Source organism: Sphingopyxis sp. H073, from assembly GCF_001468395.1.
Taxonomy (GTDB): Bacteria; Pseudomonadota; Alphaproteobacteria; order Sphingomonadales; family Sphingomonadaceae; genus Sphingopyxis.
On sequence record NZ_LNSG01000002.1, the window covers coordinates 277,580 to 291,428 of the forward strand.

Below are 13,849 nucleotides of genomic sequence, written 5' to 3' on the forward strand. Positions count from 1 at the left end.
CGTAAACCGACAGCGGCCCCCGCCTGCGCGGGGGCGACGGCTCATTTCGGTCGCTAGCTGACGTTGCGATGGAACGGGTCGAGGGGGTGGGCTATTTTCTTCTTCCACGGAGGCACGAAGATGTCGCGGTGGCAAAACTGCCCCTTTGTGTCTGTGCGAGGCTTTTAAAATCGCACGCAAAGGCGCAAAGGCGCGAAGAAGAATGATCCCGCGTCGCGGGAAAAGTGAAAGAGCAACGTGGCGGACGCCGAAATACTGGACGATGAAGGCGCTGCGCGCGACTGGCTGGCGCGGGCGTTTGCGCCGAGTGCGGAGCAATGGGCGCGGCTCGAGCGCTTTTCGGCGATGCTGGTCGCCGAGAATGAGCAGCAGAATCTGATCGCGGCGTCGACGATCCCGATCCTGTGGGTCCGGCATATCGCCGACAGCGCGCAACTGCTGGCGCTCGATGCGGGGGGCGAAGGACTGTGGATCGACCTGGGCAGCGGGCCCGGATTGCCGGGGCTGGTTGTCGCGATCCTGAGCGAACGGCCGATGCTGCTCGTCGAATCGCGCAAGCGGCGGTGCGATTTCCTGCGCGCAGTTGTGGCTGACCTTGGTTTTGCGCATGTCGAGATCGCCGAGGCGCCGCTCGAGCGGGTCGAGACGCGCCGTGCGGGCACGATCAGCGCGCGGGCATTCGCGCCGCTCGACAGGCTGATCGACTTATCCGCGCGTTTTTCCACCGAATCGACGCGCTGGCTGCTGCCAAAGGGACGAAATGCGGTAAAGGAACTGGCGTCGCTGCCGCAGACATGGCAGAATCTGTTTCACGTGGAACATAGCCGCACCGACGCCGATAGCCGCATCCTGGTGGGCCAGGGGCGCATCGCGCCGAAAAAGCGAGGAAAAGCATGATTCGTATCGCTGTGGCGAACCAGAAGGGCGGGGTCGGCAAGACGACGACGGCGATCAATCTGGCGACCGCGCTCGCGGCGACGGGGTGGCGCACGCTGATCATCGACCTCGATCCGCAGGGCAATGCGTCGACCGGGCTGGGAATCACGCAGGCGCAGCGCGAGCTGTCGAGTTATGACCTGCTCCGCGCCGAGGCGACGGTTGCCGAATGCGCGGTGCATACCGCGGTACCGCGGCTCGACATCGTGCCGGCGACGGTCGACCTGTCGGGCGCCGAGATCGAGCTGATCGAATTCGCCGATCGCCTCCACCGGCTCGAACAGGCGCTGACCGGCGCCGAGGCGGGGCAGTGGGATATCTGCCTGATCGACTGCCCGCCGTCGCTCGGCATGTTGACGCTCAATGCGCTGATCGCCGCCGAATCGCTGATCGTGCCGCTGCAGTGCGAATTCTTCGCGCTCGAGGGCCTCAGCCAGCTGCTCACCACGGTCGAGCGCGTGCGCGGGCGTTTCAACCAGAAATTGTCGATCCTCGGCGTCGCGCTGACGATGTTCGACCGCCGCAACCGGCTGACCGACCAGGTCTCCGACGACGTGCGCGAGGTGCTCGGCCCGGTGGTGTTCCAGACCGTCATCCCGCGCAATGTCCGCCTGTCCGAAGCGCCGAGCCACGGCCTGCCCGCGCTGATCTATGACCATCGCTGCGCGGGGTCGGCGGCCTATATCGCGCTCGCCCGCGAGCTGATCGATCGCTTGCCCAACGTTCGCAAGGCAGCATAAATGTCTGAAAACGAAAAAGAAACTGGCGCGTCGGCGCCGCGCAAGCGCCCGTCAGGGCTGGGGCGCGGGCTGAATGCGCTGTTCGGCGATGCCGCGGTCGAGGCGCCGGTGCTGGCGACCCCGGGCGCCGCCGCGAAGGCCGCGCCGGTCGCCGCGGGCGATTCGGTGCAGCATGTATCGGTCGGCTCGATCCGTCCGTTGCCGAACCAGCCGCGTCGCCATTTCGACGAGGCGGCGATCGTCGAACTCGCTGATTCGATCAGCGCGCGCGGGCTGCTGCAGCCGATCATCGTGCGTCAGGCGCCCGATGGGCAGGGATACCAGCTCGTTGCGGGCGAGCGGCGCTGGCGCGCGGCGCAGCGCGCGGGGTTGCACCAGATCCCGGCGCTCATCCGCGATCTCGACGATGCCGCGACCTACGAGATCGCGCTGGTCGAGAATATCCAGCGGCAGGACCTGAACGCGATCGAAGAGGCGGGCGCCTATCGCCGGTTGATCGACGATTTCGGGCACAGCCAGGAAGCGCTCGCGAAACTGGTCGGCAAGTCGCGCAGCCATGTCGCGAACCTGATGCGCCTGCTCGACCTGCCGCAGGGCGTGCAGGCGCTGGTGAGCGACGGATCGCTGTCGATGGGCCATGCGCGCGCGCTGATCGGCGCCGACGAGGCCGAGGCGATCGCGCGCAAGGTCGTCAAGGAAGGCCTGTCGGTGCGCGCGGTCGAGGCGCTGATCCGCGCCGACAGGGGCGGCGGGCGCAAGGCGGCGGCCGAGCCCGCGGCGGGGCCGGGACGCGACCCCGATATCATGGCGGTCGAACGCCATCTCTCCGAACTGCTGGGGATCGGCGTCGCGATCCAATATGCCGGCGGGGGGAAGGGCGCGCTGACGCTGAAATTTGCGTCGCTCGACCAGCTCGACATGATCTGCCAGCGGCTGAGCGGCGAATCGATCTGATTCGCGCGCAGACGGTCGAGCCGGACTCGGCCGGTTTTTGTTCGCCGCTTCCCTTAATTTGTCCCGGCGCGGGCCGTTAATAGCGCACAGGCGGTCCCCACGACTTGCCGATCGGTGGCCCAAGGCCTTGTTTTTGCTCGCTTGCATCCTGCAACGCGGGCCAAATCTCTATGTGCTGTTAACCATGGTTGTTGGGCAAAGCCTGAACGGGTGGCGCGTTAGACGGACCCTCGAATGGGGTGGGATTTCCATTCGAGTTTTCGACTGCACGTCATAGTTCAAGGGACCAAATCATATGCGCACCACTGAAATGAAGCGCGCCCTCGTCGGCGCCGCGATTGCTGCCCTCGCTTTCAACGCTTCGGCGGCGCAGGCGGCGACCACCACGGCGACGGCGAAGGCGCGTATCCTCGCGCCGCTCACCATCGCCAACACCAGCGACCTCGATTTCGGGACGATCGTCAGCGGCACCGGCGCGTCGACCGTCGCGGTGTCGTCGGCGGGCGCCGTCAGCTGCGGCACCGGCCTGACCTGCCTCGGCACGACCTCGGCGGCGAATTTCAACCTTGGCGGCACGAGCGGCGCCAATGTGACGATCAGCGTGCCGGGTTCGGTGAACCTGACCTCGGGCGCGAACAGCATGACCGCGACGCTCGCTTCGTCGGCGAGCAGCCTGACGCTCGGCGCGAGCGGCGGCAGCTTCCAGGTCGGCGGCACGCTGAGCGTTGGCGCCAACCAGGCGGCGGGCAGCTATACGGGCACGTTCACCGTCACCGCCAACTATCAGTAAGATAACCGAACGGTGGGGGGGGGGGCGGCGGGCTTCGGCTCGCCGGCCGAGATCGGCCGCCGGGGTACCAGCCCCCGGCGGCCTTTTCTTATGCGCCGTACGGCGGCGGCACCGGCCCGCTCCCCCACCCGGCCTCCCACAGGATAGACTGGTCGGGAGGCCGGGTGGGGGAGCGGGCCAGTGCCGAATCCTCAACCACCTGCCATGGTTAGCGAAATATCAACCATGATGGCGCAACAGGGACGCGACCAACCAAAGGGGCGACGGCCGTCGCCCGAACGATTGTGGGGATCGTGTCTATGTTGCGTATGTTCCGGGCCATCGGCCTGTTCGCTGCGGCTGCGCTTGGCGTCGCCGCGTCGCCTGCATCTGCCGCGGGCGACCTGCTCGTCGCGCCGACGCGCGTGATCCTCGACGGATCGCGCGGCACCGAGGTGGTGCTCAACAATATCGGCAGCGAACCGGCGACCTATCGCATCAGTCTCGAGATCAAGCGGATGACCGCCGCCGGCGGGCTCGACGAGATCGCCGAGGCCGACGTCAATGCTGCCGAACGGGCGGCGCTCGACATCATCAGCTTCAACCCCCGGCGCGTCCGGCTGCTGCCGAACCAGCCGCAGGTGATCCGCGTCGGCGCGCGGCTTCCCGAAGGGTTGCCGCCCGGCGAATATCGCGCGCATATGCTGTTTCGCGCGGTGCCCGATGCGGCGGCCGAGGCGGCGTCGGCCCCTGAGGCCGTGAAGGCGGCCAGCGGCGGGATGTCGATCGCGCTCACGCCGATTTACGGCATCACCATTCCGGTGATCGTGCGCGTCGGCGACCTCGACGCCGCGGCGAAGATCGGCGATGCGCGCGTCGCCGACACGCGCGACGGGCCGGCGTTCGAGTTCGATCTGGCGCGGACGGGCAGCCGCTCGGTCTATGGCGATATCGAGGTGACGCGGCCGGGGGCGAGCGAACCGCTGCTGCTCGCGCGCGGGATCGCGGTCTATCCCGAGATCGGGTCGCGGACGGTGTCGCTGCGCGTGCCGCCCGAAGTCGCGGCGGCGCTGAAAGGCCCGGTGCGCATCCGCTACAGCGAGGACCGCGAGGTCGGCGGCGCGACGATCGACCAGGCCGATCGGGTGGTGAAATAGCGCGGGGGGCGGGCGGAGCCCGCGGAGCGGACGATGATCCGCGCGGCGATCCTGCGATGGATACCGGTGCTGGCCGCCGGGCTGGCGCTGGCGGGGCTCGTCCCCTCCGGCGCGCATGCCGTCGATACGGCCCAGGTTTCCGCCGCGTGGAGCCCGAACGAGGACGATAGCTGGCTGTTCGACTTGCGGTCGGGGCAATACCGGCTCGGCGACGGGGTGCGCGGATATCAGACGCCGCAGGGGATTTGCGTCGACCTGGCCGACATGGTGCTCGCGCTCGACCTGCCGGTGCGCGTCGACCGGAAGTTGCGCCGCGCAACCGGGTGGGTGTTCGACGAGCGGCGGAGCCTGACGATCGACCGCGAGGCGGGCGAGGTGCGCGTCGGGAGCGCGCGCTATCCGCTGGCCGCGACGACGATCCGCGACACCGCGGCAGGGTGGTGCGTCGACCTCGATGCGCTGTCGAAATGGCTGGGCGTGCCGGTCGCCGCCGATCTGTCGAACGCGGTGCTGCGGATCGAGACGAAGGAAAAGCTGCCCTTCCAGCTCGCCGCCGAACGCCGTGCGCGCGCGGCGGGGCTGCGGCCGCAGGCGAGTTTCGACCTGGCGAGCCTGCCGCAGGCGACGCGGCCGTACCAGATGTGGGCGACGCCCTCGGTCGATGTCGTCGCCTCGGCGGGGGTGGTGTCGGACAAGCGCGCGGGCGGGGGTACCTACACGCAGGCGCGTTACGAGATTTTCGCGGCGGGTGAGATCGCCAGGCACAGCTTCGACGCGCGGCTGTCGTCGGACGAGAAGGGCGAGCCCGACAGCCTGCGGCTGCGGCTCTATCGCACCGATCCCGAAGGGCGGCTGCTCGGGCCGCTCAAGGCGACGCATTACGGCGTCGGCGATGTCAGCCTGCTGTCGACGGGGCTCGTCGCGCAAAATGTACCGGGACGCGGCGCGGTGCTCACCAACCGGCCCGTCGAGCGCCCCGACAGCTTCGACAAGACGAGCTTTCGCGGCGACCTGCCCGCGGGCTGGGACGCCGAACTCTATCGCAACGGGCAATTGCTGGCCTTCACGACGCCCGACGGCAACGGCCGCTACGAATTTCTCGACGTGCCGCTGCAATATGGATCGAACCGCTTCGAGATCGTCCTGTACGGGCCGCAGGGGCAGGTCCGGCGCGAAATCAGGCAGTTGCAGGTCGGGATCGATTCGATTCCGCCGCAGCAGAGCTGGTACTGGGCCGGGATCGCGGAAGAGGACACCGACCTGATCGAGTTCCGGCGCCACGGCGGCGCGTTCCGGCGCGGGTGGCGCGGCACGATGGGGATCGAGCGCGGGCTCGACACGCGCACCTCGATCGCCGCCTATGCCCACAGCCTGATGATCGAGAATGTCCGCCGCACCTACGGCGAACTCGCGCTGCGCCGCGCGATCGGCCCGTCGCTGCTCGAAGTTGCGGGGGCGCACGCCGACGACGGCGGGAGTGCGCTGCGCGCGAGCTGGCTCGCCGCCTTCGGCGACACCAATATCCGCGCCGACGCGATGCGCGGCTGGGGCGGCTTCGTGTCGGACCGGCTCGCGAACAACGTCACCGGCATCTACCAGATCTCGGTCGAACAGGCGGTGAAGCTGGGGCGAACGGTGCTGCCGCTGCAATTCGAACTCGGCCAGATCGACCGGGCGTCGGGCGTTTCGAGCCTCACCGCGTCGGGCCGCGCATCGGCGAGCTTCCGCGCGCTGACCTTCACGGGTCAGCTCGACTGGAGCCGCACGCGGACGCCTGGTGGCCCCGACCCGCCCGACAATCTGAGCGCGACGCTGCTCGCCAATGCCCGGATCGGACGCGTCCGCCTGCGCGGCGAGGCGCGTTTCGCGCTGTCCGGGCAGGAGGCCGACACGCGCATGACCGCGATCGCCGAATGGACGGGGAAGCGCGACGCCGAATGGCGCGCCGAACTCGGCTATGACAAGGGGCTCGACCGCGTGCGCGTTGGTGCTGGTTATTCGCGCCGTTTCAAACAGTTGCAGCTTTCGGGCTTTGGCGAGATCGCGAGCGACGGATCGGTCGCGGCGTCGCTGTCGCTCGCCTTCAGCTTCGGACCGCGTCCGGGCGGAAGCGATGGAGGCCGTGGCGGATGGCGCGTGTCGAGCGAGAAGCTCGGCGGCCGCGGGCAGGTGATGGCCGACGTCTGGATGGACGATAATGGCGATGGCGTTCGCCAGCCGGGCGAAGCCGCGCTCGGCGACGTGCCGCTGACCGCGGGCGGTCATTTTATCGCCGCGTCGACCGACAAGGCCGGCCGCGCGATGGTCGACGGGCTCGAACCCTTCCGCCCGGTGATGATCGGGATCGATGCAGGGAGCCTGCCCGATCCCTATGTCCAACCCGCCGTCCCCGGCGTCGTCGTGACGCCGCGGCCGGGGGTGGCGACGCGCGTCGCGCTGCCGATGACCGCCGCGGGCGAAATCGAGGGCGTGCTGGTGCGCGAGGGCGGCAATCCCGTCGAAGGGCTGACGCTCGAGCTGGTCGATGCCGAAGGGCGCGTGCGCGCGACGACCGCGACCGAATTCGACGGCTATTTCCTGTTCGAAAGCGTCGCTTACGGGCGGTACACGGTTCGCATCGCGAAGGCCTCGGCGAGTGCGTTGCGGCTCGATCCCGCCTTCGTCATCGGCGCTGCGCCGGGCAAGGCGAGCCCGCGCGTTCGGCTGGGGACGCTGGCGCTGAAACCATCGCGGCGCGAAGCTGCGGCAACCGTCGCCGCGGAAGAAGAGGCGAACCGCGCGCGCGGGCCGCCGGGCGCGAGCGGCGTACCGTGAAGCCCGGAGCGGATGGGAATGGGCGGGTTAGGGGTCGTTTCCAGACCGTCCCCTATTTCCGTTCGCATCGAGCGAAGTCGAGACACCCATCGAAGCCGCGCCTGGATCGAGGGGCACCTCGACTTCGCTCGATGCGAACGGGGTCGGTTAGGGCCGCAATCGGTCGGTAGCCGTCATAAGCTTCCGATCGACGACAAATGACGGGATAGGGGTGGCGAGCGGTCACAGCCCGTCACCCCTCGTCACCCCGGACTTGATCCGGGGTCCAGAGGGCGAGGGTGGCCATGGATCCCGGATCAAGTCCGGGATGACGGAGAAGGAATGTCTGAATTGGGGTGGATTCCAGACCTTCGTCACCCCGGACTTGATCCGGGGTCCACGACTTCAACGCCGCGATGGATCCCGGATCAAGTCCGGGATGACGAAGTGGGAATGTCTAAATTGGGGGGGGCGGTCGCCCCAAGCTCGTCATGCTGAACTTGTTTCAGCATCCATGGCCGGGCCTTGCATCCGGCGCCGCGCCGAAGGAAACGGCAGACCATGGACCCTGAAACAAGTTCAGGGTGACGATGCAGGATAGGTCCGCTTCCGGTCGTTAGCGGTCATCGAACCCGGATCGGCGGGGACTTTCCGACGCGGGGGCGTGATCGGGCGGGCTGCGGCACCCGAATGTGCGCGCGTTAACCAGTTTTTATCCATGTTCGGCGCAGAGCGGACCGCAGCAAGTATTTGCCTGTGGGGGACTCTTGATGACCGACGCCCAAGTGCCGAGCAACCGCCCGACGAGTGCCGATGTCGCCATTATCGGCGCCGGGCCCGCGGGGCTGACGGCCGCCTATCTGCTGACCAAGGAAGGTTACAAGGTGACGGTGATCGAAAAGGATCCCGTTTACGTCGGCGGCATCAGCCGCACGGTCGAGCATGAAGGCTTTCGCTTCGACATCGGCGGCCACCGCTTCTTTTCGAAGGCGCAGGAAGTCGTCGACCTGTGGAACGAGATTCTGCCCGACGATTTCATCCAGCGTCCGCGGATGAGCCGCATCTATTATGAGGGAAAATTCTACAGCTATCCGCTGCGCGCGTTCGAGGCGCTGTGGAACCTCGGGATTTTCCGGTCGACCTTGTGCATGGTGAGCTATGCCAAGGCGAAGCTGCTGCCGAACAAGACGGTGCGCAGCTTCGAGGACTGGACGGTCAACCAGTTCGGACACAAGCTCTATTCGATCTTCTTCAAGACCTATACCGAGAAGGTGTGGGGGATGCCGTGCGACGAAATGTCGGCGGACTGGGCGGCACAGCGGATCAAGGGGCTTTCGCTCGGCGGCGCGGTGATCGACGGACTGAAGCGCAGCCTCGGGCTCAATAAAAAGCCGAATGACGGCATGGCGACCAAGACCCTGCTCGAAACCTTCCGCTATCCGCGCCTCGGGCCCGGCATGATGTGGGAGGCGGCGGCGGGCAAGGTGCGCGCGGGCGGCAACCATGTGCTGATGGGCCACAGCTTCAAGCAGTTGACGCAGGATCAGGTGTCGGGCCGCTGGCGGCTGACCGCGACCGGCCCCGACGGCGACGTCGTGATCGATGCGGCGCATGTGATCAGCTCGGCACCGATGCGCGAGCTTGCGGCGCGTATCCATCCGCTGCCGGCGTGTGCGCTGACCGCGGCGCCGAAGCTCAAATATCGCGACTTCCTGACCGTGGCGCTCAAGATCCGGTCGGAGGATCTGTTCCCCGACAACTGGATCTATATCCACGACAGCAAGGTGAAGGTCGGTCGCGTCCAGAATTTCCGCAGCTGGTCGCCCGAAATGGTACCCGATCCCGACCTTGCATGCGTCGGTCTCGAATATTTCTGCTTCGAGGGCGACGGGCTGTGGTCGTCGAGCGACGCGGATCTGGTCAAGCTTGCGACCGACGAAATGGCGATCCTCGGCCTGTGCGATCCGAAGGATGTCGTGGGCGGCGCCGTGGTGCGGCAGGAAAAGGCCTATCCGGTCTATGACGACGATTATGCGGCGCATGTCGCGTCGATGCGCGACGAACTCGAAGCGCGTTATCCGACGCTGCACATGGTCGGCCGCAACGGCATGCACCGTTACAACAACCAGGATCATGCGATGATGACCGCGATGCTGTCGGTGCGCAACATCGTCGCCGGCGCGCGTGTTTACGACATCTGGGGTGTCAACGAGGACGCCGAATATCACGAGAGCGGCAGCGAGGGCGAACAGGCCGCGCTGGCGTCGGTTCGCGAGGTTCCGTCGCGCGTCGACAAGGCCGCCTGAGCAGCGCGCGGGGCGTCACGGCGATGATGCGCACCCTCCGGACCCTGATCGCGACGGTTCGCCGCGGCGAGATCCGCTGGCTGAACTATCTGCTCGCGAGCGGTTTCGCGCTCGGCAGCGACGCGGGGCTGTTCCTGGTGCTGCTCGACGCCGGGCTGCCGCCGATGGCGGCGTCGGCGGTTGGTTATTGCGCGGGTATCCTCGTTCACTGGCTGATTTCGAGCCGCCTCGTCTTCGCCGACGGCGCCGCCGAGCGCGGCACGGGCGAGCGCCACCGTCAGAAGCTGCTCTTCGTCGGGTCGGCGCTGGTCGGGCTGGCGATCACGACCGCGATCGTCGGGGTCGGCACCGCGATGGGGCTCGACCCGCGGCTTGCGAAGCTTGCGGCGATCCTTGTCAGCTTCCAGACCACCTATCTGCTTCGCCGCCATATCGTTTTCCGGGCCGCCGCGGCATGAGCACCGCCGCGCGTCCCTTCGCGGAGGGCGCCGCCGCGACCGACGGCGCGCCCGAATCGGTGGCGGGAGGCTTTTCGCCCTGGTTCACGCCGCTGCGAATCGCGCTGATCGTGTGGACCGCGATGAGCATCGTCGCGGTGATCGCGCAGTGGCACGCGATCCAGATCCTCGAACTCAGCGACACCGACGACGCGATGCGCATGGCGCAGGTGCGCGATCTGCTCGCCGGGCAGGGTTGGTGGGATCTCACCCAATATCGTGTCAATCCGGCGGGCGGCGGGGTGTTGATGCACTGGTCGCGGATCGTCGATGCGCCGATCGCGCTCGGCATCTGGTTGCTGAAGCCGCTACTCGGGCAGGCGCTGGCGGAGAAGGTGGTGATGACGGTCTGGCCGCCGCTGCTCGGCGCTGCGCTCAGCGTCGCCTGCGCGCTCGGCTACCGGAATTTGCCCGACAAGCGCATCGCCTATGTCGCGCCGCTCTATCTTGTCACCGCGGGTTTCATCGTCGTGCAGCTGCGCCCGCTGCGCGTCGACCATCATGGCTGGCAGATTTTCCTCGCGATGCTGATCCTGTGGCAGGCGCTGCGTCCGGCGAGCCGGCAGGCAGGGCTGATCGCCGGGGCGTGCGGCGCGGTGCTGCTCGCGATCTCGATCGAGGGGCTGCCCGTCGTCGCGCTGTTCGCGGGGCTTTGCGCGCTGCGCTGGGCGCTGCACGCGCGCGCCGACGATCGCGCGCGCCTGACCGGCTATATGGCAGGCCTCGCGGGCGGGGCGCTATTCTTCCAGTTTCTGACGCGCGGGCCGATGGGATTGGTCGGACGCTGGTGCGATTCGCTGTCGGCGCCCTATCTCGGCGCCTTCGCCGTCGCAGCCGTCGCGGTGCTGGCGATTGCGGCGGTCGATCCGGCGCGGCGCTGGGTGCGCTTCGCGGCGCTCGGCGGCGCGGGGGTGCTCGCGGCCGCGGCGCTGGTGGCGATCGAACCGCTGTGCGCGGCCGGACCCTTTGCGACGCTCGACCCGATCGTCGTCCATTACTGGTATCGCAACGTCCTCGAGGGCCAGCCGGTCTGGGCCTCGCCGCCGCATTCGGTCTTTTTCGTCGTCGTGCCGTGGCTCATCGGGCTCATCGGATCGCTGTTTGCCTGGCGCGCCGGCAAGACGGCCGAGGACCGCCGCGCGTGGACGACGGTGATCGTCGCGCTGGCCGGCGCGTCGGCGTTGTCGCTGCTCGTGCTGCGCAGCGCCGGGACCGCGCATCTGTTCGCGATTCCGGGTTCGGCGTGGCTTGGCCTTCGCGGCTGGCTGCGCGCGCGGCAGATCGCGGCGCTGCTGCCGCGCGTGATCGCGTCGGCGCTCGCGGCGCTGACGCTGCCGATGCTCGGCAGCCTTGCGGTCGCCGGGCTCGCGGGGCTTGTTTTCCCGGCGGTCAAGGCCGATCCGCGCGCGGTCGACGCGTCGGTGGCGAAGCGGACGTGCGTCGATCCGCCGACGATCGCGGCGCTCAACCATATGCCGAAGGCGACGCTGCTCACCCCGATCGACCTCGGCGCGCCGCTGATCTTCTGGACGCACCATGCGATGGTCGCGACCCCGCATCACCGCAACAAGGAGGCGATGGCCGACACGCTGCGCGTCTTCACCGGCGATCCGGCGAAGGCCGAGGCGCTGGTCCGCAAGCAGCAGGCGAGCCTGATCGTCTATTGCGCCGGGGCGAATGATTTCACGCGCTACCGGCGCGAGGCGAAGCAGGGGCTGGCGGCGCAGCTTTATGCGGGGAAGGCGCCGGGCTGGCTCGAACCCGTCGCGATGCCCGCGGGCAGCAGCCTGGCGGTCTGGCGGGTGAAGCCGGCGTCCTGACGGGTCAGGCGGGGCGGAACCCCAGCGCCGCGCCGTTCATGCAATAGCGCTTGCCGGTCGGCTTCGGCCCGTCGTTGAAGACATGGCCGAGATGGCCGCCGCAGCGGCGGCAATGCACCTCGGTCCTGGGATAGCCGAGCTCATAGTCGGTCGAGGTCGCGATGGCGCCCTTCAGCGGCGCATAGAAGCTCGGCCAGCCGGTGCCGCTGTCATATTTGGTCTGGCTCGCATAGAGCGGCAGCGCGCAGCCCGCGCAGACGAAGGTGCCGCGGCGATGCTCCGTGTTGAGCGCGCTGGTGAAGGGACGCTCGGTCGCCGCCTCGCGCAGGACGCGAAACTGCATCGGGGTCAGTCGCTTCGCCCATTCTGCGTCGGTCAGCCGCCAGCCGGGTTCGGCGAGCGGGCGCTTGCCGGGCTTGGCGAACAGCATCGGCGCGGCGATCAGCGCGCCGCCGAGTGCGAGGCCGGACAGGATATAGCGGCGTTCGATCATATCGGGCTTCCTCATGACCGGGATACGCGGCGAGGCTGCGCCCGGTTACGCCCGGCTGTCAATATTGCTCGAGCTCGACCTGCAGGTGGCGATAGCCGTGGACGAAGCAGGCGTTGACGCGCTCGGGCTCGCCGATGACATTCACGCGCAGGCGGCGCTTCTGCATTTCGGAGATCAAGGTCGTGAGCTGCAACTCGGCGACCCGCGCGCCGACGCAGCGGTGGATGCCATAGCCGAAGGCGAGGTGGCGGCGCGCATTCTCGCGGTCGACGATGATCCGGTCGCCGTCGGGGAATATCTCTTCGTCGCGGTTCGCCGAAGCGTACCAGAGCGCGAGCTTGTCGCGCTTCTTGATCTGGTGGCCGAACAGCTCGGTATCCTCGGTCGCGGTGCGGCGCATGTGCGCGAGCGGGGTCTGCCAGCGGATGATCTCGTGCATCGCGTTGACCGCGAGGTCGGGGTCGTGATTCGCCTCGAGCTTCGCGCGTTCCTCCGGGAAACAGTGGAGACCATAGGCATAGGCCGACATCGAATTGCGCGTCGTGTCGTTGCCGCCGACGATGAGCAGGATGAGATTCCCCATGAACTCATTCTCGCTCATATGCTTCATCGCGTCGGACTGCAGCATGATCGAGATGAGGTCGTGCTTCCCGGGGTTCTGCGCTTTGCGGTCCCACAATTGCTTGAATGCGCCGCCCATCTCGAACGCCACGGCGAGGCGCGCGTGGCGTTCCTCGACGGTGCTGAAGCTTTCGATGTCGCCGAGCGCATCGGACCAGCGGGTGAGGTTGTGGCGGTCCTCCCACGGGAAGTCGAACAGGATCGCGAGCATGTCGGTGGTGAGTTCGATCGAGACTTTCTCGACCCAGTCGAAAGGCTTGCCGACCGGCAGCGTGTCGATCAGCGCCGCGGTGCGCGCCTGGGTGTCGGCGCGCATCCGCTCGATCTCCGACGGGCCGAAGGCGGGGGCGACGGTGCGGCGCTGCGCGGTGTGCTGCGGCGGGTCCATCGCGATGAACATCGGCATCGGCACATCGCCTTCCTGCAGATGATCGATGCCGTCGCCGGCGACGGTGATCCCGCCATATTCCCACGACGAAGAGAATATCTTGGGCAGCGCCTCGATATGCTGGATCGGCTTGTAGGTCGTCACCGACCAATAGGGACCGAACTTCGAATCCTCGCAATAATAGATCGGCGATTCGGCGCGCAGCTGGCGCATCGGTTCCTGCCAGACATCGTTACGCCACAGCTCGGCGCGGCTGAGGTCGAGCGGATTGACGGTTTCGGATGCGGGGCGGATCTGGGTGGCCATAGGGGGTCGCTCCTCTCTGGGCCGTCTCCGCGGCCGATTCAGTTGCAGAATGCCACTATTTACAACTTT

Annotated in this window: 11 protein-coding genes; 9 read left to right on the forward strand and 2 right to left on the reverse strand. The window is 67.7% G+C overall.

Annotation, left to right across the window (positions count from 1 at the left end; translation table 11 throughout):
* The first annotated feature begins 237 nt into the window (after positions 1-237).
* The 9 genes from rsmG (at position 238) to ATE64_RS04375 (ending at position 11,972) form a co-directional block, all read left to right on the forward strand.
* On the forward strand, positions 238-897 hold the full coding sequence (gene rsmG / locus ATE64_RS04335) for a 16S rRNA (guanine(527)-N(7))-methyltransferase RsmG (RefSeq protein ID WP_231729028.1): 660 nt from the start codon (positions 238-240) through the stop codon (positions 895-897).
* Positions 894-1,676, forward strand: coding sequence for an AAA family ATPase (locus ATE64_RS04340; RefSeq protein WP_058454320.1), 783 nt, complete (start codon positions 894-896; stop codon positions 1,674-1,676). The genes rsmG and ATE64_RS04340 overlap by 4 nt, the downstream gene beginning before the upstream one ends.
* Entirely contained in the window at positions 1,677-2,630 is a 954-nt protein-coding gene (locus tag ATE64_RS04345; RefSeq protein ID WP_058454319.1) for a ParB/RepB/Spo0J family partition protein, read from the forward strand. It begins immediately after the preceding gene.
* A 295-nt stretch (positions 2,631-2,925) separates the two neighbouring features.
* Entirely contained in the window at positions 2,926-3,420 is a 495-nt protein-coding gene (locus ATE64_RS04350; protein WP_058454318.1) for a DUF4402 domain-containing protein, read from the forward strand.
* A gap of 299 nt (positions 3,421-3,719) precedes the next feature.
* Complete coding sequence (locus tag ATE64_RS04355; protein ID WP_058454317.1) at positions 3,720-4,556, forward strand: hypothetical protein; 837 nt, start codon at positions 3,720-3,722, stop codon at positions 4,554-4,556.
* Positions 4,557-4,589: 33 nt separating this feature from the next.
* Positions 4,590-7,370 (forward strand): carboxypeptidase-like regulatory domain-containing protein, encoded by a 2,781-nt coding sequence (locus ATE64_RS04360; RefSeq protein ID WP_058454316.1) that lies wholly within the window; start codon positions 4,590-4,592, stop codon positions 7,368-7,370.
* 749 nt (positions 7,371-8,119) lie between these two features.
* On the forward strand, positions 8,120-9,655 hold the full coding sequence (locus ATE64_RS04365; RefSeq protein WP_058454315.1) for an NAD(P)/FAD-dependent oxidoreductase: 1,536 nt from the start codon (positions 8,120-8,122) through the stop codon (positions 9,653-9,655).
* 23 nt (positions 9,656-9,678) lie between these two features.
* Complete coding sequence (locus tag ATE64_RS04370) at positions 9,679-10,113, forward strand: GtrA family protein (protein ID WP_331458578.1); 435 nt, start codon at positions 9,679-9,681, stop codon at positions 10,111-10,113.
* Entirely contained in the window at positions 10,110-11,972 is a 1,863-nt protein-coding gene (locus ATE64_RS04375; RefSeq protein ID WP_058454314.1) for a hypothetical protein, read from the forward strand. Before ATE64_RS04370 ends, ATE64_RS04375 begins: the two co-directional genes overlap by 4 nt.
* Before the next feature lie 4 nt (positions 11,973-11,976).
* On the opposite strand, the gene msrB is transcribed toward ATE64_RS04375, so the two are convergent.
* Together msrB and ATE64_RS04385 are read right to left on the reverse strand one after the other, a co-directional pair.
* The gene (gene msrB / locus ATE64_RS04380; RefSeq protein WP_082657571.1) at positions 11,977-12,465 is read right to left on the reverse strand and encodes a peptide-methionine (R)-S-oxide reductase MsrB; all 489 of its coding nucleotides are present in this window, start codon (positions 12,463-12,465) and stop codon (positions 11,977-11,979) included.
* Between the two features lie 58 nt (positions 12,466-12,523).
* Positions 12,524-13,780 carry a cytochrome P450 gene (locus ATE64_RS04385; protein WP_058454313.1) on the reverse strand — a complete coding sequence of 419 codons (1,257 nt, stop codon included), beginning with the start codon at positions 13,778-13,780 and terminating at the stop codon, positions 12,524-12,526.
* Positions 13,781-13,849: the final 69 nt, after the last annotated feature.